This is a genomic window from Bacteroides sp. AR20 (assembly GCF_964250605.1).
Classification (GTDB): Bacteria; Bacteroidota; Bacteroidia; order Bacteroidales; family Bacteroidaceae; genus Bacteroides; species Bacteroides uniformis.
On the sequence record NZ_CAXUGK010000010.1, the window covers coordinates 14939 to 40828 of the forward strand.

The 25890-nt window shown below is 49.0% G+C and carries 25 protein-coding genes; 14 read left to right on the top strand and 11 right to left on the bottom strand.

Features of this window, described 5'->3' with window-relative positions; all coding sequences use genetic code 11:
- Positions 1–385: 385 nt before the first annotated feature.
- Entirely contained in the window at positions 386–880 is a 495-nt protein-coding gene (locus ACESTD_RS07090) for a UpxZ family transcription anti-terminator antagonist (protein ID WP_373158752.1), read from the bottom strand.
- A gap of 51 nt (positions 881–931) precedes the next feature.
- The gene (locus tag ACESTD_RS07095) at positions 932–1468 is read right to left on the bottom strand and encodes a UpxY family transcription antiterminator (RefSeq protein ID WP_057253299.1); all 537 of its coding nucleotides are present in this window, start codon (positions 1466–1468) and stop codon (positions 932–934) included.
- 1163 nt (positions 1469–2631) lie between these two features.
- Here ACESTD_RS07095 and ACESTD_RS07100 point away from each other — a divergent pair.
- Together ACESTD_RS07100 and ACESTD_RS07105 are read left to right on the top strand one after the other, a co-directional pair.
- Complete coding sequence (locus ACESTD_RS07100) at positions 2632–2979, top strand: SH3 beta-barrel fold-containing protein (protein ID WP_117880796.1); 348 nt, start codon at positions 2632–2634, stop codon at positions 2977–2979.
- 33 nt (positions 2980–3012) lie between these two features.
- Positions 3013–3852 (top strand): DUF4373 domain-containing protein, encoded by an 840-nt coding sequence (locus ACESTD_RS07105; protein WP_373158751.1) that lies wholly within the window; start codon positions 3013–3015, stop codon positions 3850–3852.
- A 127-nt stretch (positions 3853–3979) separates the two neighbouring features.
- On the opposite strand, the gene ACESTD_RS07110 is transcribed toward ACESTD_RS07105, so the two are convergent.
- Together ACESTD_RS07110 and lipB are read right to left on the bottom strand one after the other, a co-directional pair.
- On the bottom strand, positions 3980–4576 hold the full coding sequence (locus ACESTD_RS07110; RefSeq protein WP_009036910.1) for an ACP phosphodiesterase: 597 nt from the start codon (positions 4574–4576) through the stop codon (positions 3980–3982).
- Complete coding sequence (gene lipB, locus ACESTD_RS07115) at positions 4573–5244, bottom strand: lipoyl(octanoyl) transferase LipB (protein WP_227186948.1); 672 nt, start codon at positions 5242–5244, stop codon at positions 4573–4575. The genes ACESTD_RS07110 and lipB overlap by 4 nt, the downstream gene beginning before the upstream one ends.
- Positions 5245–5354: 110 nt before the next feature.
- Between lipB and ACESTD_RS07120 the strand changes: the two genes are divergently transcribed.
- Positions 5355–6188 carry a helix-turn-helix domain-containing protein gene (locus ACESTD_RS07120; RefSeq protein WP_055288366.1) on the top strand — a complete coding sequence of 278 codons (834 nt, stop codon included), beginning with the start codon at positions 5355–5357 and terminating at the stop codon, positions 6186–6188.
- A gap of 11 nt (positions 6189–6199) precedes the next feature.
- On the opposite strand, the gene ACESTD_RS07125 is transcribed toward ACESTD_RS07120, so the two are convergent.
- From ACESTD_RS07125 to ACESTD_RS07140, 4 genes are all read right to left on the bottom strand, one after another.
- Positions 6200–7894, bottom strand: a complete 1695-nt coding sequence (locus ACESTD_RS07125) for a heavy metal translocating P-type ATPase (protein ID WP_373158750.1) — start codon at positions 7892–7894, stop codon at positions 6200–6202.
- Positions 7895–7964: 70 nt separating this feature from the next.
- A complete protein-coding gene (locus ACESTD_RS07130) occupies positions 7965–8276 on the bottom strand; it encodes a heavy-metal-associated domain-containing protein (protein WP_057281258.1) in 312 nt (103 codons plus the stop codon).
- 28 nt (positions 8277–8304) lie between these two features.
- A complete protein-coding gene (locus ACESTD_RS07135; protein ID WP_044467273.1) occupies positions 8305–10521 on the bottom strand; it encodes a TonB-dependent receptor domain-containing protein in 2217 nt (738 codons plus the stop codon).
- 83 nt (positions 10522–10604) lie between these two features.
- The gene (locus tag ACESTD_RS07140) at positions 10605–11003 is read right to left on the bottom strand and encodes a hypothetical protein (protein WP_034523146.1); all 399 of its coding nucleotides are present in this window, start codon (positions 11001–11003) and stop codon (positions 10605–10607) included.
- A gap of 138 nt (positions 11004–11141) precedes the next feature.
- Between ACESTD_RS07140 and ACESTD_RS07145 the strand changes: the two genes are divergently transcribed.
- The 9 genes from ACESTD_RS07145 to ACESTD_RS07185 all read left to right on the top strand — a co-directional run bounded on the left by ACESTD_RS07145 (position 11142) and on the right by ACESTD_RS07185 (position 21529).
- Positions 11142–12008, top strand: a complete 867-nt coding sequence (locus tag ACESTD_RS07145; protein WP_055288364.1) for a DUF3298 and DUF4163 domain-containing protein — start codon at positions 11142–11144, stop codon at positions 12006–12008.
- A gap of 37 nt (positions 12009–12045) precedes the next feature.
- A complete protein-coding gene (gene rsmG / locus ACESTD_RS07150; RefSeq protein WP_009036902.1) occupies positions 12046–12666 on the top strand; it encodes a 16S rRNA (guanine(527)-N(7))-methyltransferase RsmG in 621 nt (206 codons plus the stop codon).
- Positions 12667–12681: 15 nt separating this feature from the next.
- On the top strand, positions 12682–13320 hold the full coding sequence (locus ACESTD_RS07155) for an MBL fold metallo-hydrolase (protein ID WP_055288363.1): 639 nt from the start codon (positions 12682–12684) through the stop codon (positions 13318–13320).
- A gap of 31 nt (positions 13321–13351) precedes the next feature.
- Entirely contained in the window at positions 13352–16201 is a 2850-nt protein-coding gene (gcvP, locus tag ACESTD_RS07160) for an aminomethyl-transferring glycine dehydrogenase (protein WP_373158749.1), read from the top strand.
- Positions 16201–16863, top strand: a complete 663-nt coding sequence (locus ACESTD_RS07165; protein WP_225982616.1) for a hemolysin III family protein — start codon at positions 16201–16203, stop codon at positions 16861–16863. Before gcvP ends, ACESTD_RS07165 begins: the two co-directional genes overlap by 1 nt.
- Positions 16864–16980: 117 nt before the next feature.
- A complete protein-coding gene (locus ACESTD_RS07170; RefSeq protein ID WP_009036898.1) occupies positions 16981–17805 on the top strand; it encodes an ABC transporter ATP-binding protein in 825 nt (274 codons plus the stop codon).
- Positions 17802–18596, top strand: coding sequence for a hypothetical protein (locus tag ACESTD_RS07175; RefSeq protein WP_117589438.1), 795 nt, complete (start codon positions 17802–17804; stop codon positions 18594–18596). The genes ACESTD_RS07170 and ACESTD_RS07175 overlap by 4 nt, the downstream gene beginning before the upstream one ends.
- 3 nt (positions 18597–18599) lie before the next feature.
- Positions 18600–18968: a GntR family transcriptional regulator gene (locus ACESTD_RS07180; RefSeq protein WP_055288358.1), complete on the top strand. Its 369-nt coding sequence runs from the start codon at positions 18600–18602 to the stop codon at positions 18966–18968.
- 230 nt (positions 18969–19198) lie between these two features.
- The gene (locus ACESTD_RS07185) at positions 19199–21529 is read left to right on the top strand and encodes a TonB-dependent receptor (protein ID WP_118274098.1); all 2331 of its coding nucleotides are present in this window, start codon (positions 19199–19201) and stop codon (positions 21527–21529) included.
- 111 nt (positions 21530–21640) lie between these two features.
- Here ACESTD_RS07185 and ACESTD_RS07190 read toward each other — a convergent pair whose 3' ends face one another.
- From ACESTD_RS07190 to ACESTD_RS07200, 3 genes are all read right to left on the bottom strand, one after another.
- Positions 21641–22204: a nitroreductase gene (locus ACESTD_RS07190; RefSeq protein WP_005828141.1), complete on the bottom strand. Its 564-nt coding sequence runs from the start codon at positions 22202–22204 to the stop codon at positions 21641–21643.
- Positions 22205–22264: 60 nt separating this feature from the next.
- On the bottom strand, positions 22265–23389 hold the full coding sequence (locus ACESTD_RS07195) for an HpaII family restriction endonuclease (protein ID WP_250706620.1): 1125 nt from the start codon (positions 23387–23389) through the stop codon (positions 22265–22267).
- Positions 23390–23546: 157 nt separating this feature from the next.
- A complete protein-coding gene (locus ACESTD_RS07200; RefSeq protein ID WP_151852412.1) occupies positions 23547–24143 on the bottom strand; it encodes a YigZ family protein in 597 nt (198 codons plus the stop codon).
- 184 nt (positions 24144–24327) lie between these two features.
- Between ACESTD_RS07200 and ACESTD_RS07205 the strand changes: the two genes are divergently transcribed.
- Both ACESTD_RS07205 and ACESTD_RS07210 read left to right on the top strand, forming a co-directional pair.
- The gene (locus tag ACESTD_RS07205; protein ID WP_329779419.1) at positions 24328–25170 is read left to right on the top strand and encodes an AraC family transcriptional regulator; all 843 of its coding nucleotides are present in this window, start codon (positions 24328–24330) and stop codon (positions 25168–25170) included.
- A gap of 135 nt (positions 25171–25305) precedes the next feature.
- Positions 25306–25884, top strand: a complete 579-nt coding sequence (locus ACESTD_RS07210) for a DapH/DapD/GlmU-related protein (protein ID WP_329779417.1) — start codon at positions 25306–25308, stop codon at positions 25882–25884.
- Positions 25885–25890 lie beyond the last annotated feature (6 nt).

Sequence of the window (25890 nt, forward strand, 5' to 3'; positions counted from 1 at the left end):
GTCACACACTGAAAAAATCAAACTAATCCGGGAAGGTGGAACCAAAGGTGATTTATATTTATTACTTCGCGTAGTAATGAAAGAGTTAGTACCACGCTTCCCGGATATTCAATAGATATTGGGCATCTACTAAAGGGGGTATAACCCACTTTGAGTTATATTTTTAATCAAATAATAAGTTATTTTACTATATTCATTGGCAGAAATGCCATATAATCCGTTTCTCTGGAGGCTATTTTTCGTAATACAATGCGTGGAATCCTTTTCACTCATTACATGAATATATCACTTGTATGTTTAGCTCTATATGTCTTTAACTTTTCCCGTGTCTCTTACATTCTCCACTCCATTTTTTTTTTGCCTTGCGAGAAAACTTTCACCTGTTTTAGTCCTCAAGATATTCCCACGGATAGGGATTGTCAACTACATTCCGGAATTCCTCGACAGCTTCCTGCTGTTCGGCAGTGAGCGATGCGGAGTCCCAGGAAGAAATAATCTTCCGGGCTTCGTCGACCAGGAGCCCATCGAACACTTCTCCATAACAGGCAGTAAGCAGACGGAGTTTCAACAGCGAAGCGGGAAGGGTATCAAGGAGATTCCAACAACGGTTTAATATCTCCTGGAGGTGATCCTGCTTCTCGCCATGGTCAATGAACGATGCGTTATAACCCATCAAGAGAGCAAGACAGACGTTTGCCTGTTCTTCCGTAGTAGTACCTCGAGCACTGGAACCATACAAAGCCGCAGTCAAGCGGTAAACCTCACCGTTGCGGCGGGAAAGGTCATCACTATAGATAGGACTACCGTCCATACCTAAATACATCAGTTCGTGCGCAGCACGCTGGAGATTAATTGCTTCTTCGAAAAGGGAGGAGGACATTTTTTTGAATTATGAATTGTAAACTATGAGTTGTAAATTATGAATTATAATTCAGCCGATCACTTCTATAAGGTCCGGATGGATGGTAGCCATGGCAACAGCAATGACACCTTGTATCTCTATAACCACACGACGGTCACGTGCACCCTTTACTTTCAGAAAAATACCCTCCTGACCTGCAAAGTCACCACCCGTAATACGGACTCTAGTTCCTTTCGACAGATTCAACTCTTCGGGCTGGAAATAAAGCAAATGGTCGTTATAGGTTCCGGCAACGGCGATGAAGCGCTGCATCTCATGGTCGGGAATAATTATCTTCTGACCACTGCGAGTATCGGTTATATATTGCAAATAAGTAATTTGAGACTTAACACGCTGTACGTCGGAAGGACGTGCATGGACAAAAACCAGATTACGGATGACGGGAACCAAAGTACGGACTTTCTTACCCTTACGGATACTTACCTTATATTGCATGGGGACAAAACAGCCGAGGTTCTCCTTCTCGAGAAGATGCACCGCATCAAGCTCCCTGCGGTATGTGGCACGCATGGCATGCCAGACTTCAACCTCGTTATCCGTTTCCATTTTCGTTGTTTTGTTCACAAAAGAGTGTTCCTCTGGGGCTTTGAACCCTTGGTATACACCTGGTATTCAATCATTTGCAAGCACCTTATGTAAAATACAGCAAGCATTGTGCCCTTCTTGCCAACAGTTTTTTTGCAGTTCGTCATTACCTTCTGGTAAGAGACTATAAACGAACGGATTACAAACAAAAAGCGTTTTTTAAACGTTCGTTTAATGGACGCAAAGATAAGACTGTTTTTTATATCCTCAAAATGTTTAATAAAAATATTTTGGAAAACCCATCGTATATCAGTTTAATCTACAGTAATTCAGTATATTAAGTATCTTATTTAATATTTAAAATTTCCATTCCCTTTTATTAACTCATTCCCTATTTCATTTCCTGAAATTTGACGTCCATTAAACGAACGTTTAAAAAACACTTCCAAATCAAAGTCATTTCCATTTATATATCAACGCATTAACCCATCATAAAGATAAAACCCAGCTTTTTATCTCCATCCTTACTCCACAAAAACAAAAAACTTGATATACCTTTGCATTTATTTTACAAACTACAGTAATTTTAATTATTAACCCAAAAACATTAGAAAATGAAGGCAAAAGAAACACTCCAAAGTAAGGAAAAAAAACAAAAAGAGACACCCTTAAAACGGATGTAAAGCACGGCATATCAGCTCCTAAAGCAGGAGTAGGACGTCCCTCAAGCGGGGAGGTTATAGGAATATTGCCACAATATAGGAAAGAAGTCATTAAAGACATCATCCTATGGAAAAAATCAAGATACTTTATAGAAGAAAAGCCGACAAGCAACAAGGCATTAGCACAATGGGCATACTCACATTTCGACTTCAGAACGCCAGACTATAAAAGACTGTCAGAAAACACTATAATACAAGAGTTCGGTGAAGTGTGGCGGGAAATGAAGGTAGCAGGAGAGATATAGGGAATAAAACAAAAAAGGGCAGAAACCACGAAACTTATTGACAATAATTAAATATAAACAACTTAAGGAATAAACCACTTATCTTTGCCGCCACTTTGGTAAAGATGAAGCCACACCGCCTATAGATGCCGCTTTCTCAACGAATGCGGCATCTTTTTTTATATATAAGCGTACCTCCTGCCAAACTAATACAATTATTAATTTTAAAGACAACAAGATGAGAAAGTCGACAAAGAACGCTTCACTTCACGAAGCACTGAGAAACCTATGGAAAATACGTATCATGCTGGAAAAGAACTACACGGAAACATGCGCCACATGGATGACCCGACGGATAGAAAGCCTGATAGACCACATGCAATACGGACACGCACTCATAGCCTACCACAAGCAGGACGGGACATTCAGGCTGGCGAAAGCCACCTTACTGCCCTACAAGGCTGACTTCAGAAGAGATTATGACATCACAAGAGTGACAAGCACCATAGCCTTCTGGGACGTGGAACTGCAAGCATGGAAAACTTTCCAGCTGGAGAACTTCCTCGAATGGAGCCCCATATGCTAACCATTAATCACTAATCATTAAACACTAAAAACAATGGCCATGATGTACGGGGGAATGCTATACTTCCCCCTCAAAGTAAATCTATTCGAAGAGATAGCAGTGGAACTGGTGGAAGCCAGGTTCGGACTGAAAGGAACGGCGGCGGTAATGAAACTGCTGTGCAAGATACACAAGGAAAACGGATATTACCTGAAATGGAACGCGGAGCAATGCACACTGTTCACAAACAAGGCGGGAAAGGACATCAACGAGCAGGAGATGCAGGGAATCGTGGACATTCTGGTGGAGAAAGCTTTTTTCGACCCCAAAACCTATAAGGAGCAAGGGGTACTGACCTCTACCGAGATACAGAAGGTATGGCTGGAAGCCACCAAACGAAGAAAAAGGGACCTCACCACCCTGCCCTATCTGCTGGTAGAGACGGAAGAGGACAAGCCGGACAAGGACAAGACTTGTACGCAAAAACGGGAAAATTGCACGCAGGATACAGACATTTTCCCCGAAAATGCATGCAATTCCAAACAAAGCAAAGAAAGCAAAGTAAAAGAAAGCAAAGCAAAAGAAAGTAGAGCACTTCCCCCTCTTACTCCCCCCGGGGAAAGCGGAGGAGCGCAGGGAAATCCTGATTTAGACATTCCCGGATATGCCTACAACAGGAATACACACAACCTGGAATGCCTCATGCTGAATCTGGAAAAGCTCTACATCACCGACCGGGAGGAAATCAGGAAGATTCTGAAGTTATCGGACTACGGTAGGCTGGGAAACTACGTCTGGAAAATATTCAATGGGACGAACTGGAGCAAGGTGAACAGCAAGGGAGGATACATCATCTCGGTACTGGCGAGGGAGAAGCGGAGTACGGGAAGCTGATTCCGCAGGACACAAGCTATCAATAACATGTCATGCAGGAAATCAACAACGTGTGATACAAAAAACAAATATCGTGTCGGCAGGATATTAATTCCTTGCCGACACGATATTCATTCCTTCTTCGTCCTTAAAATTGTGACTTATAATTATGCTGATATTCAGCGCAAAACCTCTGCAATTCAATAAAAAATGGCTGGAACACAGCAAACAGTTCCTCATCGTGCTCTTCAAGGTATCGAATTGCCTTATCTACGGATATATCAATATGATGATATTCCACCATGATGTTCAAAGACTCTCTTATTCCGTTCAGAGTGGCGTATTTCCGCAAACGGTCGGTCAGGATAAAATGCCAGATAAAACGTTTGAACCGTAGCGGAAGATAGCGGTAATTGATAAGGAGGGAAAGATAAAAATTCCGGGTATACTTCCTCAAGGAGCCTCCGGAGAACGACTCGAAACGGGAAGCCAGCAAATAATCGAAACAAATATCCAGCAATACCCCCGAATACCGTCCGAATTCAGGTTGAAGCCTATGCACCACCTCGCAAACTGCCGGATGATGGTCGGTATAGTCGTCAATAGCGCGGTGAAGCTGAATACCCTTGGCTATATCCGGCGGATAATTCTTATAGGAGCTTCCCTTTACGGCATCGCCTACAAAATTGCCCAACTGTACTTTTCTGTTCGAACCGGAAAGGAATATATGTGCCAGATAGTTCATGACAAAAGATTTACCAGCTCCTTGCAAAGACGCTCCTTCACCTCCTCCATCGACACCTCGTGTCCCAGCTCTTTCTGCAAAGAAGTGACACCCTTGTCTATGAATCCGCAGGGATTGATATAGCTGAAATAACGTAAATCGGTATTCACATTCAGTGCCAATCCATGCATGGTGACAAAATGGCTGCTGCGCACGCCGATGGCACAAATCTTACGGGCACGGGGAGTATCGCCCTCCAGCCATACGCCCGTTGCCTTCTCCAGACGTCCGGCCGCGATGCCAAACGAAGCACAAACACGGATTACCGCCTCTTCCAGCAGATGCACATATTCCTTCAACCCCAAAGAAAAGTCGTCAAGGTTCAGAATAGGATAGCAGACCAACTGTCCCGGACCATGATACGTAATGTCTCCGCCACGGTCAATATGATAGAGCGTAGCCCCTATCCTGCGCAGTTGTTCTTCTCCCAGCAGCATATTCCTTTCTTTTCCGCTACGCCCCAATGTATAGACATGGGGATGCTCGCAGAGCACAATATGATTGACATAGCACTCTCCTGCCTGCTTGGCATGTACAAGTGCGTCAAACCATTCCGTCTGCCGGCTCCATGCTCCGGCATAAGGAATCATGTTCCAATCTGATATTTCCAGTTTCATGCAAGCAAATATAGTACTTTTTTGAATTCTAAAAAGAACATTTCATTTTAAAAACAGAATGTCTTCCGTTACTTTTTCCCGGAAAAGAATTACCTTTGTGCGAACTCTAAACGACAAAGCGTATGGAATTTCCTCAAGTCGACCTGCCAGTAGACATGATTGCATGGACTGAAGTAACGGAAGACATTCTAAACATATACAAACAGTCGTGCCGCCTGAAAGCATGCATCTTTGCACTATGCATAGAAGGTTCCATCACGGTATCCATCAACTTGATGGATACGGAAATCAAGCAAGGGGATTTTATCACCCTGCTTCCCGGAACCATCATACAGTTTTACGAACAAAAGGAAAAAGTGTGCCTGGGATTCGTGGGGTTTTCTTCCCATTGCCTCAATGGAGTCAACCTCATCCAGTCTACATTAAGCTCCTTCTCCAACATACTGGAGTATCCGGTACTGGCTATCAACCCTACCGTCGCCTCCTATTTCAAGGACTATTTTGCCTTATGGGCACGCATCACGACCGGTCCCTATCCTCCTGACACCAAAATGGCACAGAGCACTCTGAGCATGCTCCTCAGCGGCATAGACAGAATGTATTGCCACCGTCCGCAGATGCAAAAAGGGAACAAGAGCCGGAAAGAGGAAATATGCCGCGAACTGGTGCAGCTCGTCATCGAAAACTATACCCGCGAACGCCGCGCGCAATTCTATGCCGACAAACTGGGCATCTCCCTGCAACACCTCAGCACCACCGTGAGGCAAGTGACCGGCAGAAATGTATTGGACATCATCGCCCACGTCGTCATCGTAGACGTGAAAGCCAAGCTGAAATCAACCAACATGACCATTCAGGAGATTGCCTATTCCTTGAACTTCCCCAGTGCTTCTTTCTTTGGAAAATACTTCAAGAGGCACATGGGCATGAGTCCGCTGGAGTATAGGAACAGCTGAGAATACAGCCATCAGAACCTGGAACTCAGACGAAGGCTGCTCAAAGCCACGGATACACAGGAAAGAGCCATGGCAGCACCTGCCAGCGCAGGACTCAGCAGGATGTCATAGACGGGATAGAGTACTCCGGCCGCGACAAAGATACCCACTGTATTATAGATGAAAGCCCAGAACAGATTCCGGTACATGAGGCTCACAGTCTGGCGAGACAACCGGAAAACTTTGGGCAACAGCAGCAGGTCTGAAGTCCTGAGAGTAATCATGGCGGTGTCCATCAACGTATCGGTCCCCTTTCCCATGGCAATGCTTACATCAGCACAGCTCAAGGCTTGCGCATCGTTCACGCCGTCACCTACCATGGCAACCGTTTTACCCTGAAGCTGCAGCTTATGGATGAAATCCTCTTTGTCATCGGGCATGGCATCGGCCATAAAACGCATGATACCCAAACTGCCGGCCACGGAAGAAGCTGTACGCTCACCGTCTCCCGTAAGCATACATATCTCGATGTCCTGGGTACGCAGTTCCCGGATAGCTTCCATAGAAGTCACCCGCAACTGGTCCTTGATGGCAATAACGGCAAGTAAATCGTTCTCACGCCCAAAGTAGACAATACTGTTTCCGTCCGATTCATATTGTGTCAGCATATCGGCCAGGATATCCGACAAATTGGCTTGATAATCTTTCAGCAGTTTATGGCTTCCTACCCAATATTCCGCACCTTGATAGGCCACTCTGACACCTTTTCCGGTAATGTTTTCAAAACCGTCCAGGTGGGCAGGGATAACCTGCTCCTCCCCTTCCAGGGCCGTAACGATTGCTTCTGCCAGAGGATGGTCCGAAGTAGACTCGGCAGCAAGCAATACATCTTTATAATGCTCCTCCTGCCCTTGCGCCCACAGCCAGCCTATTACCGTAGAATGTCCTTCTGTCAGGGTCCCGGTCTTGTCGAATACCACCACATCCACATTGCGCATCTGCTCTAAAGCGGAAGTGTCCCTGATTAGGATATGATTGCGGGCAGCTTTATTGAGGCCCGCCGCCAAAGCTACTGGAGTGGCCAGCCCTACCACACACGGACAAGCCACCACCAATACGGACAAAGCGGCAAACAGACCGTGTGACACTACATCTATGCCTCCGAAGAACACCCATATAAAAAAGGTAAGCAGGGAAATGATGAGAATGACCGGAACAAAAAGCTCGGCAACGCGGTCGTCAATGCGTTGCTTCTCCGGCAGTACGCGGGCTGCGTTATGCTGCCAGCCTCCCAACCGGCAGATAGCCGCCGACACATTTCGCCGGGCACGTTCCTCCATAAACTCGCCGGTCAGGGAAAAGGCGATGATGACGGCGGCAACCCCATAATAGACATGCGGTTCCAGCCCGATGCCCAGCCAATAATCCGGGAAGAAAGTATTGAACACACTGAACAGAAAAGCCACAGAGGTGGTAAGCGCCACCAGACGGTCTATATTGTTGCGGCCCGACCGGGTCCCCTTCCAGGCACCGGTATAAAAAGGAGCGCCGAAAAACAGCAGTACCGGAATTGCCAGTACCATCTGTATTTCACGGGTATAGGGTACATGCACAAAGACTGTAGAAAACAGTATCAGTACGATGGCAAAAAGCCATGCACCGACGACGCGCAATCCCGTGCTGTGCATATCCGGCACGGGATGTGCCTTAGTAATTATATTGCTCATTCGATTTATTTTTTAGATGGTTGTTGTTCCGCTTTAATAAAGCAACAACCGGAATGAGCAGTTTGTTCAATTACTTCTTATCGTCCTGCTTGGTTTCCTTGACAAACTCCGCTTCATAATGGAACTTTTGGAAACCTTTTTTCAACTTTTCCACATTGGTCTTGTCGGCATCATACGTGATGGTTACCGTCTTTGTCTTCAGGTCTGTGTTGAAGTCCTTCAGTCCCTTCTCAAAACGGATGTTATTGTTTATCTTCCTTACACAGTTCTCACACTTCATCTGTGCCACCTTGAACACGGCTGTACGGATGTCTTTTGCCATTGCGGCAGATGCACAGAAGAGTACAACTGCCAAAGTCATTAAAAATCTTCTTGTTTTCATTGTTTCGCTATTGATTTAATAAATAATATTATATTCTCGGCAAGTTAAAACGGACACCTACATAGGCTTTTGCCCCATGCATCGGTCCCCACACCATCGTAGCATCAAAGTTGCTTCCCCAGGGATTGGAAGCATCAATGATGGGGTTTTTCTGCTTGAAGTTTGTCAGGTTCTCGCCACCGACGTATATAGACCAGCGACGGAAATAGCGCGTCACCTGGGCACTCAACTGCTCGAAGCCGCCATAGCGCCTTTCCCACGACCAGTTGCCGTCTGTCAGTTCGTATGGAGCCGGCATGCGCCCGCCACCGTTCAGTTGCAAAGTCACATCAAACTGCCACAATCCCAAAGGTGTCTGATAAGAAGCCGTCAGCAAACCTTTATACTTGCTGGTAAGGGGTTTCTCCATCAGCTCTCCGTTGTAATTCGTTTTGGCATCCGTCCAACGGTAAGCCGCGGTAAAGGTGAAACCCGGGAAGAACGGATAGCTTGCCTCCACCTGCACTACCTGCGAATAGGAACGGCCGTGAAGGTTGTAGAACAGAACGGCATGCGGGTCCGTATCCATATCCACCACCACCTGCTTGCGGAAATCCGTGTAATAGTATTCCGCATTCAGGTTCAAGGTTTTGCCGGACAAGGGAATATAGGCGGAAGTGCTTGCGCCATAGTTCCAGGCCTCATCCTGGTCAAGACGTTTGGCGATGTCTATCCGGCGGCTACTTGCCAGCAGATAGTTATTCTCGGCCAGCACATGGTTCGTGCGGTATCCTTTTCCTGCCGAAAGACGGAAATGTACATACTCGTTGGGATTGTACTTCACATGGAAACGCGGGGTGACGAAATAGCCGTACTCGCTGCTATGGTCGCCGCGGATGCCACCCATCAGCACCAGTTTATCGTCCCAGTTGTAGGTGTACTGCACGTAGGCGCCGGGGACGGCTTCTTTGGTGAATTTCTTCGTCAAAGGCTGTGCGGCGTCATTGTCCAGGCGGTAGTGCTGGTCGTAGGAGTCATAGTTGAAGCTCAGTCCGGCAGAAAGGCTTTGACGCTTGGTCAGTTCCGTCTCGAACAGCAAGGAGGCATAAGCGTTGTGCTGGTCCACATCGTAGATTTTCCGTCCGTACAAGGCATCCTGCTTGTGCAGGGAGCCGGAGAGAATCAATGCCAGGTTGGTATTCTTCTCCTTGTTGAATATATAGGCGTTCTTGGTGAAAGCTTCGTAGCGGTCGGTACCTATACTTATCTTATAAGGGTCTGCCAGGGACGTTTTGCCATGGCTGACTTGCCCGCTGTTGCGGTCTTCTGTAAGCACTTTGATGCCTGCCTGGAAGACGTAACGGTCGCCCATGTATGCCCAGCGGTTCCAGAGGTTGTACTGCTCCACACGGGGGATGTCGGCAAAGCCGTCGTCGTTGCTGTCGTGAGCTTTGGTCTCATTCTCGTAATGCGCCAGCAAAGAGGTGCTCCAACGTTTGGAGAGTTTCACCGTGGCATCGGCATTGGCTTCATAACGGTTAGTACTGCTGGCAAAGAGATTGGCGGAAAACCAGTCGGCCTCGGGCAACTGGGGTTTCTTGAATTCCACATTGATTTGTCCCGTGATGGCCTCATAGCCGTTCTTCACGGACGAACTGCCCTTGCTCACCTGAATACTCTGCATCCATGGCCCGGGTACATAACCCAGTCCGTAGGGGGCGGCAGAGCCGCGGTAGTTGGGGATATTCTCCGTCATCATCTGCACATACGTACCGGACAAGCCGAGAAGCTTGATTTGCTTGGCACCGGTGGCGGCGTCAGAGTAGGTGACGTCCACCGAGGGATTGGTCACAAAACTCTCTCCCAGGTTACAGCAGGCGGCACGACTCAACTCGGCGCTGCTTATCATATCTTCGTTCATCACACTGTTACGCAGCTTCATGGTGCCCAACTTACGGCTGACCACATTCACCTCGCTCAGTTCCACCCCTTCGCGCAAGACAATGTCGAGCGTCTCATTGCGGTTACTGACGTGTATCGTATCGTTCTCAAAACCGATAAAGCTGACTACAAGCATATGCTTGTCATTGGGTTTGGACAAGGAGAAAGTACCGTCCGCCGAAGTGGTGGTGCCTTGAGTGGTTCCCTGCCAGAAGAGGTTGGCACCCGCAATCGGGTCACCCAAATTATCCTTTACCGTTCCCTTTACCTGCGCCTGCAAGGCGGTGAAAGAGAACAGAAGAATGGCTATCAAACTATATTTCATTTCTGTTTTATACTTAAAGAAGTGATTAAAAAACAAACAGTTCCCTCCGGGCAATCCAGGTCATTGCCCCGTATAAAACAACACTAAATGAGAAGCGTGGAATAGAGCGCCAGATAATGACGCGAGCCGACGACATATGGCGGTGCTCCTGAAACAACTCTCGGAGTACAAGCCACCTGCGGCAAGGAGTGATCAAACAGCGGCAGTTGCTCGCAAAACAGTGTAAGGAATGGCACGAACGAAACAGACTCGTGTGCATGCTTCACGAAATCCACCTTGTAGTAGACGGCTGTACAGCCGGTATCCTTGCATGTTTGCCGTGAGGCACGATGTGTATTATGGCATTTGGAACAGCCGGAGGTGCAGCAACTTTGTGTCGTCTCGCATCCGGCACAGCAATACTGAACTACAGAAATCCCCACTCCGCTTATAATGATAAGGGAGGAAAAGAGTACAGCCAGTATGTAACGGAGTTCCTTCATAAGCGCTGCAAAGATAGAAAGTTTTAACCGTTTGCCGGAATTAATTTTTCCTTTTTTATGTGTGCAGTTCGTTAATAAGTTCTATATTTGTCGATAAAGTTTTTTGATTGATATGTTGATTTATAAACGAAATTCAATATGAAAAAGCAAACTGTCAGCCTACTTGTCCTTCTGCTTGCGGCAAGCGGCTTTTTCTTTTCCTGCGGTAACACCGTGAACAAAAACGCATACGCGTTGGAGTTCGACAGTATACAAGTAAACGAAACCGTACATCTCTTCGGAGACACAGCCAAGCCGGCCTGCAACCTCATCCTCAACTTTGCCTACGCCAGCCAGTCATCCGACGTAAGGCTGAAAGACAGTCTGAACACCTTCTTCCTCTCTGCCTGCTTCGGCGACAAGTACATGGCGATGACACCCGAAGAAGCTGTCAAGAAATATACGGAGAAATATGTCGGCGACTACCGCAATGACCTGGAGCCGATGTACAAGAAAGACGAGGAGGACAAACAGGACGAGCAGAGTATAGGAGCCTGGTATTCCTATTATAAAGGAATCGAAAGCCATGTGCAGTTGTGCAATACCTTGATGCTGACCTACCGTATAGATTACAACGAATATACCGGCGGCGCACACGGCATCTATATGTCCACCTTCCTCAACCTCGACCTAAAGACCCTAAGCCCCATCCGCCTGGACGACCTCTTTGAAGGCGACTATAAGGAAGCGCTGACCGACTTGCTTTGGAAACAGCTGATGGCAGACAACAACGTCAGCACCCGCCAAGAGCTGGAGGACATGGGTTACGCCACCACCGGCGATCTGGAGCCCATCGAGAATTTCTATCTGGACCCAACGGGAATCACCTTCTATTATAATGTATATGAAATTGCCCCATACGTAATGGGAGCAACCAAAATCACGTTGTCTTATGAGGACATAGCCCATCTGATGAACGGTGAATTCATCACATTGAGCAGTGCTATAAAGGCAGACGGTGAATAGGAACTGTAATCAATTGTCTATCAACATAAAATTCACAATGGATTTAATACTCAAATATTTCCCGGACCTGACGGAAGAACAGAAACGGCAGTTTGCCGCACTCTACGACCTCTATCTGGACTGGAACTCTAAGATTAATGTCATTTCACGCAAAGATATAGAGAACTTGTACGAACACCATGTGCTGCACTCTCTGGGCATAGCCAAGGTAATCAGGTTCAGACCGGGGACACAAATTATGGACCTCGGCACGGGAGGAGGCTTTCCGGGAATCCCGCTTGCCATCCTTTTCCCCGAAGTACAATTCCATCTGGTGGACAGCATCGGAAAGAAAGTACGCGTAGCCTCCGAAATAGCCAACAGCATCGGGCTGAAAAACGTCACCTTCCGCCATGCCCGCGCAGAAGAGGAAAAAGGGAAGTTCGACTTTGTGGTGAGCCGTGCCGTGATGCCACTGACAGACCTACTGAAGATTATCCGCAAGAACATCTCCTCCAAACAGCAGAATGCATTGCCCAACGGACTGATTTGCCTCAAGGGGGGCGAATTGGGAAACGAAACCATGCCCGTCAAGAACAAGACCACGTTGTGGGACTTGAAGGAGTTCTTTGAAGAGGAGTTCTTCGAGACAAAGAAAGTAGTATATGTAGGGGGATAAATCTAAATACATAATATGAAAATAAAGAGATTCGAATTTAATATGTTCCCGGAGAACTGTTATGTGCTTTGGGACGAAACCAATGAAGCGGTCGTCATTGACCCGGGCTGTTTTTATGAGGAAGAAAAGCAGACCTTGAAAAACTTCATCATCAAGAATGGGCTGAATGTGAAACATCTGCTGAATACCCATCTGCATCTGGACCATATCTTCGGCAATCCTTTCATGCTGAAAGAGTTCGGTCTGAAGGCCGAAGCCAACCAGGCCGATGAGTTCTGGATTGACGAAGCGCCGAAACAAAGCCGCATGTTCGGCTTCCAACTGCAGGAAGCCCCCGTGCCCCTGGGCACTTATCTGCACGATGGAGACATCATCACCTTCGGCAATACAGAACTGGAAGCCATCCATGTGCCGGGACACTCGCCAGGCAGCCTGGTGTACTATTGCGCGGCAGACCACTGCATGTTCTCGGGGGATGTGCTGTTTCAAGGCAGCATCGGCCGTGCCGACCTTACCGGCGGCAACTTCGACGAACTGATAGAGCATATTTGCAGCCGTCTGTTCATCCTGCCCAACGACACGATTGTCTATCCCGGACACGGAGCACCGACTACCATAGGAATAGAGAAAGCGGAGAATCCGTTCTTCCGGTAAATATACAGCAAACTTTTAAATCATTACAGCCATGAAAAACGACCTATTGGCCTACCGCCACATCGGCATCAGCGAAAAAGACGAGGAGAAGATGCTCCAAAAAATAGGAGTGAAAAGCCTGGACGAGCTGATTGATAAAACCATTCCTGCCAACATCCGCCTGAAAGAACCGCTGGCTCTGCCCAAGACAATGACAGAGTATGAATTCGGACAGCACATTGCAGGGCTGGCTGCCAAAAACAAACTCTACACAACCTATATCGGTATGGGATGGTACAACACCATCACTCCTGCCGTTATCCAACGGAACGTATTCGAGAACCCCGTTTGGTACACTTCCTATACCCCCTATCAGACCGAAGTCTCACAAGGACGCCTGGAAGCCTTGATGAACTTCCAGACTGCCGTATGCGACCTCACCGGCATGCCCCTTGCCAACTGCTCCCTGCTGGACGAAGCGACTGCCGCAGCCGAAGCCGTGACGATGATGTATGCCCTGCGTCCGCGCGACATGCAAAAATCGGGCGCCAACGTGGTATTTGTTGACGAAGCCGTCTTCCCGCAGACGCTGGCAGTAATGACTACCCGTGCCATTCCGCAAGGTATCGAGCTGCGTATAGGAAAATACCATGAAATGGAATTCACACCGGACATCTTCGCCTGCGTACTGCAATATCCCAACGCCGCCGGCAACGTGGAAGATTATCGCGCCTTCGTGGAAAAAGCCCATGCAGCCAACTGCAAAGTGGCCGTTGCCGCCGACATTCTGAGCCTTGCCCTGCTCACCCCTCCGGGAGAATGGGGGGCCGACATCGTCTTCGGAACCACACAACGGCTCGGTATACCGATGTTCTACGGCGGACCGTCGGCAGCCTACTTTGCCACCCGCGACGAGTACAAGCGCAATATGCCGGGACGCATCATTGGCTGGTCGAAAGACAAATACGGCAAGCTGTGCTACCGCATGGCGCTGCAAACCCGCGAGCAACATATCAAGCGTGAAAAGGCGACTTCCAACATCTGTACCGCGCAGGCACTGCTGGCTACAATGGCAGGCTTCTATGCCGTATATCACGGTCCGGAAGGCATCCGCACCATTGCGGAACGCATCCACAGCATTGCCGTATTCCTGGAAAAGAGCATCAACAGACTGGGATACAAGCAGGTCAATGCACAATATTTCGACACGCTCCGCTTTGCACTGCCCGACACCATTTCGGCACAGCAGATACGTACCATCGCTCTAAGCAAGGAAGTGAACCTGCGTTATTTCAAGAACGGGGACGTAGGCATGAGCATTGACGAAACTACGGACATAGCCGCCGTCAATGTACTGCTCTCCATCTTTGCCATTGCCGCCGGAAGGGATTGGGAAAAGGCAAGCGACGTACCCATGGCAAGCAGCATCAGCGCGGAGATGAAACGCCAAAGCACCTATCTGACACACGAAGTATTCAACAAATACCATACGGAAACGGAGATGATGCGCTACATCAAGCGTCTCGACCGCAAGGACATCTCACTGGCACACTCCATGATTTCCCTCGGCTCGTGCACCATGAAGCTGAACGCTGCCGCAGAGATGCTGCCGCTCAGCCGTCCGGAATTCATGAACATGCATCCCCTGGTGCCCGAAGACCAGGCCGAAGGTTACCGCGAACTGATAAGCAACCTCAGTGAAGAACTGAAGATAATTACCGGCTTTGCCGGCGTCAGCCTGCAACCCAACTCCGGTGCGGCAGGCGAATATGCAGGACTCCGCGTCATCCGCGCCTATCTGGAAAGTATAGGACAAGGGCACCGCAATAAAATACTGATACCTGCATCCGCACACGGCACCAACCCGCCATCCGCCATCCAGGCAGGCTTTACCACCGTGACCTGCGCCTGCGACGCACAAGGCAACGTGGATATGGCCGACCTGCGCGCCAAAGCGGAAGAATACAAGGCAGACCTCGCCGCCCTGATGATCACCTACCCTTCCACACACGGTATCTTTGAAACGGAAATTGTGGAAATCTGCCACATTATACACGCCTGCGGTGCGCAAGTATATATGGACGGCGCCAATATGAATGCCCAAGTAGGCTTGACGAATCCCGGCTTTATCGGTGCGGATGTCTGCCATTTGAATCTGCACAAAACGTTCGCCTCTCCTCACGGTGGCGGCGGACCGGGCGTAGGTCCCATCTGCGTGGCAGAGCATCTGGTTCCGTTCCTTCCGGGACATAAATTGTTCGGCAATGCCGCCAACCAGGTGTCCGGAGCTCCCTTCGGCAGTGCAGGTATCCTCCCCATTACTTATGGCTATATCCGCATGATGGGAACAGAAGGGCTGACACGGGCCACAAAGATAGCCATCCTCAGTGCCAACTACCTGGCAGCCTGCCTCAAGGATACGTACGGCATTGTTTATCGGGGTGCTACCGGCTTCGTGGGACACGAAATGATACTGGAGTGCCGCAAGGTGCACGAAGAGACGGGCATCAGCGAAAACGACATCGCCAAGCGTCTGATGGACTACGGCTATCATGCCCCTACCCTCTCCTTCCCGGTACACGGCACGCTGATGATTGAACCGACGGAAAGCGAAAGCCTTGCCGAACTGGACAACTTTGTCCACGTGATGCTGACCATTTGGGACGAGATTCAAGAGGTAAAGAACGGCGAAGCCGACAAGACGGACAACGTGCTGGTGAATGCCCCACATCCCGAATACGAAGTGGTAGCCGACACGTGGGAGCACAGCTATACCCGCCAAAAGGCAGCCTACCCGATAGAAAGCGTGCGCGAAAACAAGTTCTGGGTGAACGTGGCACGTGTAGACAACACGTTGGGAGACCGTAAACTGTTGCCCACATGCTATGGATGCTTCGACTGATGAAAAGAAAGCGTAACGGACTATTTTATAGTAAAAAAGAAGAAACCATCAATTCCATCTCCCATGGCATCGGCATTGCCATGGGAGTAATTGTAAGTACACTATTCCTGATAAAATGCTACCAGGCGCAGAATCTTTGGGCAGCATGCGGCGTATGGCTCTATCTGTTCGGCATGGGAGGCTCCTATCTTGCCTCCACACTCTACCACTCCCTGAAACATCATAATCCGTGGAAACGACGCTTGCGGCATTGGGACCATGCAGCCATCTATTGGCACATTGCAGGCAGTTATTCCCCCATCATACTCATTGCATTGAGAGAGGACGGCGGTTGGGGCTGGGGACTTTTCGGCTTCGTCTGGCTATGCGCCATCATCGGTACTGTTGTCAGCTTCCGCAAGATGGAGGAGCACAGTTACGTGGAAACAGTATGCTACATCCTGATGGGGCTGTCCGTACTGGTAGTATTCAAGCAGCTTTTCGCCCTCTCCCCCACAGCCTGCTACTGGATTATTGCCGAGGGGGTATGCTACATCACGGGAGCCGCCTTCTACTCCTTGCGCAAAGCACGGTACATGCATTCGGTTTTCCATTTCTTTGTATTGGGCGGTTCAGCCTGCCACATGGTGGCTGTATGGGACATACTGGTGAAGATGCTGTAAGCAAACGGCAAGCGCACAACCGCTAAAAGAAGTTAATAAGTATCTCTTTCCCTTGCTTTTCTCCATAACTTACCCTACGTTTGCAGTGTTGTACATCAGTGCAACACTAATAAAATTATGATAACGATAGAGAATACGAGCTACGGTTACAAGTCCAATCCACTTATTTTCAACAACATATCTTTGGAAATAGGAAACGGTATATATGGACTTCTGGGAGAAAACGGCGTAGGCAAAACGACGCTGATGCATCTCATCTGCGGACTACTCTTCCCCAAAAACGGAAAGTGCAGCATAGACGGAAGAAACACGGCAGAGAGACAGTCCGAAGGGTTGGCCCGTTACTTCTTCCTGCCCGAAGAGTTGCAGATGCCTACCGAAAGCATCGCCAGCTTCGCTGCACGCCATTCCGTATTCTATCCACATTTCAATCAGGAAGAATTCAAGCTGAACCTGGAAGAGCTGAAAATCAACCGGAAACAAAAACTCTCTTCCGTCTCCTACGGACAACAGAAGAAGGCAATGCTGGCATACGCCTTTGCCCTGCATACTCCATACATCCTGCTCGACGAACCGACAAACGGGCTGGACATCACCTCCCGCCAAGCCTTGAAACGTATCATCAGCCGCAGCATGGACGATGAAAGCACGCTGCTCATCTCCACCCATCAGGCGCACGACTTCGAGAATCTGCTGGACCATCTCGTCATCCTTGGCAAAGGCGAAATATTACTGAACCGTTCGCTGGACGAAATCAGTAACCGGCTTCTCTTTGCCCGTACGGACATCCTGCCGGCAGAAAGCATCTACAGCGAACAAGACTTGTCGGGCCATTTCTCCATTCTCCCCAACGAGGACGGAGAAGAGAACACACCGGACATCGAACTGCTGTATAAAGCGGTGTTGCAACAACCGGAAAAGATACAGAGCATGTTTCAATGAAAATCCATCATACAAACAGAACTATGAACGCAACTTTTAATCTGAAACGCTTCCTGCTACTGGAACAATATAAAAGGAATGAGACCGGCAGGCACCTGCTTTGGTCGGCAGCCGTCGTATCGTTCATCTGCATCCTGTGCATCCTCTACGACATAAACCGCGGTGGAAGTTACTACGGCAAACATACCTCTGCCACCGAATTCTCCCGCTACGTACTATGGTTTATCCTCATGGCCCCCTGCCTGCTGGAAACAAATTTCAGCAAACACAGCTCCACTCTCGATATACTGCTGCCGGCATCGGCATTCGAGAAGTTCCTGCATATCTGGATAAAATACCTGCTGCTGCTTCCCCTATTCTGCAGTCTGCTGATAGCCTGCCTCAAAGGTCTGCTGTCCTTAAGCGGCAGCGAGTTCCTGCAGTATTTTGCAACGCACATCACGATGTTCCGGATACACAACACCCAGATACTGACCTATGTAATCCTGCATGCTTCCGCCTTCATCGGATACTTCGCCTTCAGCCGGCAAGTCCTGCTGAAAAGTTTCACCATCTTTGTAGGCTCCATTGCCGTCTGCATAGGAATTGTAACTTTTGTGGCCTCCCTCATGCCCGAAGCCAGAGCGGACGGATACTGGATGGATAACATTGCCACATGGCCCCACACCAACTATCCGCTGTCGGCCGGTGCACAAGCCATCGTGACTTTCTGCAATTATGCGGCTCCTATCAGTGTGCTGCTCGGTTCATGGGCATCGAGCTACTTCCTGCTCAAAGAAAAACAACTGTAGCCTATGGACTTCAAGACCAACAAGCCGATATACCAGCAGATTGTAGACTTCTGTTTCAGCAAGATTCTCACCCGCGAATGGCGGGCGGAAGAGCGGGTGGTATCCGTGAGGGAGCTCTCCACACAACTGGCAGTGAACTCGCGCACCGTGTTGAAGGCCTATGAATACCTCCAGACGGAGGACATCATCTACCCGGAACGGGGAATGGGGTTCTACCTCTCCAAAGATGCGGTGAAGAAAGTGATGCGAATACAGAAGAAAGAGTTTTTTGAAAACCAGCTTGCCGACATGTTCCGCAGCATGGAGCTGCTCAGCATCAGTATAGAAGAAATAACAGAACGATATAACAAACTTAAAAAAGACGGTTCATGAAGAGATACGCAAAGACTGCATTATGGATTACCTTCGGACTCCTCTTCGGACTTACGATTGTCAAAGTTTCGACACTGATGTACGAGATTTATTCCTTCATGCATTCCTGACTTTCATCGGACAGACGAGGAAAGTATAAACAACTGACATACAAGCCTCAACATCTTTCCTTAACGGAAGGAGTGGCTTTTGCATCCCTATCCAACAGTAACAGACTAATACAAACGATTATGAAAACCAAACTTTTTTTACTATTGCTTGCCCTCTCCGTACTCCGTACGCAGGCACAGAGCCTCTCCATCAAAGGACGCGTCACGGACACTTCGCAAGAGGCAATTATAGCCGCCAATGTGTCATTATGGACCATAGACTCTACTTTGGTGACCGGAGTAACCTCGGATGCACAAGGCAAGTTCACCCTCCATAAAATCAAGGCAGGCGATTACCGCCTTTCCATCTCCTTCATCGGCCTCCAAAGTGAAAACATACTGCTGAAACTGAATAAAAGCCTCGACCTGGGCGATGTACAGTTGCAGGAAGATGCCGTAAGCCTCGGTGAAGTGACGGTATCCGCCAGCAATGTGCTGCAGCGGGTAGACCGGCAAATTATCCTGCCTTCCGAAAGCCAGCTGAAACGCTCGTTCGGTGCCTACGACCTGCTGAACAATCTCGGCATTGCCCGTCTGCAAGTGGACAATCTGAGCAACAGCATGAGCGTCAGCGGTGGTGGGTCCGTACAAACCCGTATCAACGGCATTAAAGTGACAGACAAGGAGATAGCGGCCGTCAGAGCCAAAGACGTACTGCGTGTGGAGTTCATCGAAGACCCCGGCAAGCAGTACGGAGACGACGAGCTGGGCGCCGTAGTCAACATTATCCTGCGCCGCCGCGAAACGGGCGGTGTTGTGAACTTCCAACTCTCCGATTCGCCCCACACCCTATGGGGAGAGAATTTCCTGAGCGCGAAGTTCAATTACAAGAACTCCGAATGGGGCATCGACTACTTCAACAAGAACGGCAAGTATCACAGCCGCCTCGAATCCCATGAAACCTTCTATCTGGGCGACCGTACCATCGACCGCATCAAGGAAGGCATCGAAGACGAGTCTCCCTCCCTGAGCTTCATCAACAACCTGAATCTGACGTACAATCTGACGAAAGCGGACAAATATGTATTCAATGCCATTTTCCGTAACAACCTCAGCAATGCCCCCTACCAGAATGAGCTGAACAAGATGTGGGCAGTGGGCAGCACGGAGTCCATCTATTCGTACGTCAACAACCACACATCCAGCTACTCTCCGGCGCTCGACCTTTACTTCCAGCATACCCTGCCCCATCAGCAGAGCATCCAGGTGAATGTAACGGGAACGCTCATCCATACCAAGAACAACCGGAAATACAAGGAGTACAAGGACGAGAACGCACCGCTGGCAGACATCCAGACATTAGTGGACGGCGACAAGCGCTCCGTCATCGGCGAAGCCATCTATGAAAAGAACTTCAAGGAGGTGAAGCTGAGCGGCGGTGCCCGCCACTATCAGATGCGGACAGAGAATGAGTATAAAGGTTCCAACCCTACCACTTCGAAGATGGACCAGTCGCAGACATCCGCTTTCTTCGAGGTGCAGGGCAAGGTAAAGGACTTCAGCTATGCGGGCAGCGTAGGCATGACGCGTGCCTGGTTCAAGGAAAGTGAGGAAGACCATGCCTACTATACCTTCACGCCCACCGTGCGGTTGAGCTATAATCTGAAGAAGGCGGGATTCCTGCGCTACCGGTTCAACATCAGTCCTGCCATACCGTCACTCGGTTCGCTGACGGATGTGGAGCAGGCGATGGATACGATACAGATAGTCCGCGGCAACCCGTTGCTGAAAACGTATCAACAGTTCACGAACTCCTTGTCTTACAGCTATTCGAAGAAGCAGTTCAATGCCAATCTGAGCGTGCGCCACCAGTATTATGACAATCCCATCATGGAAAGCATCTTCGTGGAGGACGGCAAACTGATACTGAAGGATGAAAACCAGCGGTCGTTCCAAAGCCTGAATACGGAACTGATGGCCGGCATAAATGGCGCTACACTGTTCGGACTGAAAGATTTCCTGACGCTTTATGCTTCGGGAGGATATACGCGCAGTTGGTCGGAAGGCCTGAACTATAGCCATATGTACGATGAATTCTATTACAGCGTGATGGCGCAAGTGCAATATAAAGGCCTCTCGCTGCTCGGGCAGTTCCGGAAAGTGCAGAACAATTTCTTCGGCGAAACCATTAAAAAGAACGAAAACCAGACGGCATTCATGGCAATGTACACCCGGCAGAACCTTCAGGCGGGAATCGGTATTATGTTTCCCTTCACCAATAATTATAAAGTGGGAAAAGAAAGAATCAGCAAAGTGGCTCCTTTCCGTTCCGAGACATTCGTCAGGGAGACGGGACAGATGGTCGTGCTGCGCGTGGGTTATACATTCGAGTTCGGACGCAAGCACAAGGCAGGCAACAAGGGGCTGAACAACAGTGATACGGACAGCGGCATCATCAATATGCAGCGATAACCCATTTCCTCTGTGAAGAGGAAGCCCAACGGAGAGTGGCGGAATTATACGTTATTTTGCTTCATGTATGATTAATTACCTGACCGCCACCTCTCCTGCGGGTATCTCTGTTTAGCGGATGATGGTCACCGTACCTTCCTTCACCTTTTTCTCCTTCACCGGAGCATCGGCGGGAGCATATCCCAGGGCTGCGCAGCCATATACCTTATGGCTCTCGGGTACACCCAGCTTTGTCAAGAAAGCGCGGACATCGGGGTCGTCGCAGGTCTGCCCCAACTGGTTAATCCAGCAGGAACCGATGCCGAGGGACTTGGCTGCAAGGAAAATGTTCTCCAAGGCGCAAGCGCAATCCATACCGGCCCACCACTTGTCCGGCTCATTGGAGACAATGACCAACGTGGGGGCATGATAGTAGCAACAATAAGTCTGGCTGTGTCCACGCTCCCGTGTATGGAGGTCGTCACTCTTGGCAAAGGCACCTTTGATTTTATCGTTCAGCTCTTCCAGCACCTCCTTATTCTGGATGGCGGTAAAGTGCCACGTCTCCAAATGCATACCACTGGGAGCATAGGTAGCCGCCTCAAGGATAAGGTTCAAATCTTCTGCGGAAACTTGCTGTTCCGTATAGGCACGGACGCTGCGGCGTGCCTTGATGGTTTGTAATGTCTCGTTCATTTATTTATTTGAGAATTGATAGTTGATAATGCACATCAGTACGTGTTCAGTGGGGCTGTTTCACCGTTTCACCAGCCCAATCTTTACATTCAGCTTGAAGTACCAGACGCCGTTCTCGCGCTCCAAGAAGCCGTATTTATCTTTCTCTACGGCACCTTTCTCCAAACGCGTATTCTGATAGAGGAAGTCTGCAAAGACCTGCGGACGGGATTTGTGGTAGCAGAGTATCTGCCCGTTGCCGTCCGTCAGGAAGATGCCTTCGACGGCAGAGTCCGTACCGTTATAAATTTTGGCAGGGCGCATGCCGAGGGCAAGCGCCAGCAAGAACTGCTTCATCTTGAACTCGTAGAAGCGGTGCTTGTTTATCAACTCGTCCTTTATCTTCAGCGGATTCATCTCCTTGATGCGCTCCGTCAATTCGCTGATGCGGGTGATGCCGTCCAAGTGCATCAAGCGCACCATCTCGGCAAGCATGCGGGGGAAGTGGAGGTCTATCATCAGCAGGTTGCAGCGGAACACGCGGTCGGCAACGTCGGCATACTTCAGCACGCCGCCCAGTCGCTCAATCATCATCATGCGTTCTGCTACTTCCGTAGAAGATTCCGGCAGGGCATTCACCTTGTTCACCGTGGGCACGGCAAACTTTACACCGCTTTGCTCCAGCTTCAGATTCGCCGTGCGCCCTCCGTCCAGCAACGGATTCATCGGGGTAAGGCGACAACGGACATTGAAGCCCGTTAGCGGAGCTTCGGGATGCCAGAAAGCTACGGAGAAATCGGTACGGTCCTCCGTCTTTGCTTCCAGGTCGAAGATATTGACAGCATCCAGGAAAGCTTCCAAGCCTTCAGTCACTTCCACTTCCTCGCCCGAAACGTTCTTCAACAGATGCAGAACCAACTCTGCCGCATCACCAAAGTCTTCGCGGGGGAAACGCAGTTCCTCCTTCTCGCCCGGAACAAACGAACCGTCCTTCCCGGTAGTTCCGCTGACAATGCGCACTTCCTGCTCTTCGATATAGTAACGGCGCGTACCGTCATGCTCTTCCCTCTGTATCAAGGCAACGGGCCAGCGCAGGGTTTCGTCTTTTTCAGCTTTCGGTGTGCCCGGTGACACGGCTCCATCCGCCAGCAGGCGAAAGAAGGTGTAGAGCTCGCCCAGTTCTCTTTTTGTTGCACTAAATGCCATAAACTTTCTTTTGTTTAAAGGAGGGAGTCAGCCTTTCATAAGGAGTGATGCCGTTTCCGCAAAGAAAACAGTCTGTTCCGAAGGACAAAACAACTTGTTCCGTTAAAGGAAACGAACAACTTCCCTATTGAAAGGGGCTCTTATCCCATTTGTTGTATTATTCAAACCTCAATGTTTCTACTTTCTCCAACCGTGCCCGCAACTTCGGCATCATGGACTGGCGGATACGGAGCGTCATGCGGCAGTCCATATCATACGACTGTTCCAGGATTTCCGGCTCCTCCTCCTTCACTACTCGCATCACATCGTTCATGAAAGGATATTCGAAAAGGAAGGTAACCGTCTCATCCACGGTCTTTTCAATAACGGTGGCGGCAGCAATGGCTTCGGCGGCGGCGGCTTTATAGGCTACAATCAGTCCGCTCGTACCCAATTTGATGCCTCCGAAATAACGCACTACGATAATCAATATATCCGTCAGTTCGTTGGAATTGATTTGTCCCAGAATCGGCTTGCCTGCCGTACCCGATGGTTCGCCGTTGTCGTTGGCACGGAAGTCCTTCCGCTCATGGCCCAACATGTAGGCATAGCACACGTGGCGGGCGTCGTAGTATTTCTTCTGGTAAGTTTCCAGATGCGCCTTCACCTCCTCTACTGTACGCACCGGCAGGGCAATAGCAATGAACTTGCTGCGCTTTTCAGTGTAAATGCCCTCGGAAAGGGCAACGATGGTTTTATACGTATCTTCGCTCATGCTGCAAAGATAATGCAAACTGAAGAGAGAACTTTCATGCTTGCATGAAAAAAGTTATGTTGAAGTGCAGCTTATCTTATCTAAAGATAATGCAAAATCAAAAGCAGCAGAAATAAGCAAGCTGATTTCTGCCGAAAAGAGTTATCTTTGTACGAAGAATCAGATTTATAATCAAACAGAAAAAATGACAGACGGAATCAAGACATTGCACTATTCGGACCTCTTCCTGGCAATGTATTTCGAGGGAGGGAGAAGCTGCACGCACCGGAATCATTCGCACGTGTTAGTATATATGTACTCCGGTGAAATGGTTATCGATGAAAGAGGCAAAATCACTCGGCTGCATAAAGGAGACTGTGCCTTTATCCGTAAAGACTTTAGTGTGCAAATGACCAAACAAGCCTGGAATGGAGAGCAGTTCAAAGCCATTTTCCTGATGTTCACTCCCAAGTTCCTGCGTGACTTTTACAGCAGGCTGAACCGTGACATCCTGCCTAAAGATGCCAAACGGGATAAAATAAGCTTGTACAAGCTACCTTCCAACCGCCCCGACATTGTAAGTCTGTTCGAATCCATGACACCCTATTTCGATTCGAGCATCCACCCGACTGAGGAGTTGCTGCAACTGAAAAGGATGGAGGGGATATACGTGTTGCTCAATACGAGTAAAAACCTGTATGCTTCCGTTTTTGATTTTGCAGACCCGTGGAAAATAGACATATTGGACTTTCTGGAACACAATTACATGAACGACATATCCATGGAAGAAATGGCCAATTATACCGGCCGCAGCCTATCCACGTTTAAACGCGATTTCAAAAAATGCAGCACACTCTCCCCACGGGAATGGCTGATACAGCGCCGGCTCGAAGCCGCCCGTGAGCTGATACGGAAAGGAGGGCGCAAAGTATCGGAAATCTGTTTTGAAGTAGGCTTCAAGAACCTCTCCCATTTCTCGAAAGCTTATAAAGCCACCTACGGTATTCCTCCGACAGAAGACATACGGCAGGAAGTGAGTCTCACATAGATTGCGGAACTTTTTCTATCCGTGGACTGCACGGCAAAGCATATTGAACCGTACAACAAAGCCATTGTAGCATAGCCTCCTTACATTTGTACCCGAAAAATGATTAGAGTGTATAACAAATTAAATCAAACGATCATGAAAAGTATTTTCGAGAAAGATTTGTCGGGAGAGATGGTTTCACCCAACGAGCCGGGCTACGATGCATTAATTGACGACATTTTCACTACCATCAAGGTGGCCACAGAAATGAATATGGGTTACCGTACCCCCGAGGAGGTACACGGATATATGGGCAAGATTCTCGGTAAACCGCTTGAAGAAAGTACGACGGTGCTGCCGCCACTCTACATCGACTACGGTAAGCCTATCACCATCGGAAAAGGGTGCTTCATCCAGCAATGCTGCACTTTCTTCGGTCGCGGCGGCATAACGATTGGCGATGAGGTATTTATCGGACCGAAAGTCAATCTGATTACAATCAACCACGACCCCGATCCGGAGAATCGCAGCGCTACCTATGGCCGTCCGATTACCATTGAGGATAAGGTATGGATAGGAATCAATTCGACCGTCCTCCCCGGAGTACGTATTGGCTACGGCGCAATTATCGGAGCGGGCAGTGTAGTGACCAAAGACGTTCCTCCTATGACTGTGGTAGCCGGGAATCCAGCCAGATTTATCAAAAAAATCAATAAACCACACCAAAAAGATTAAAGCAAA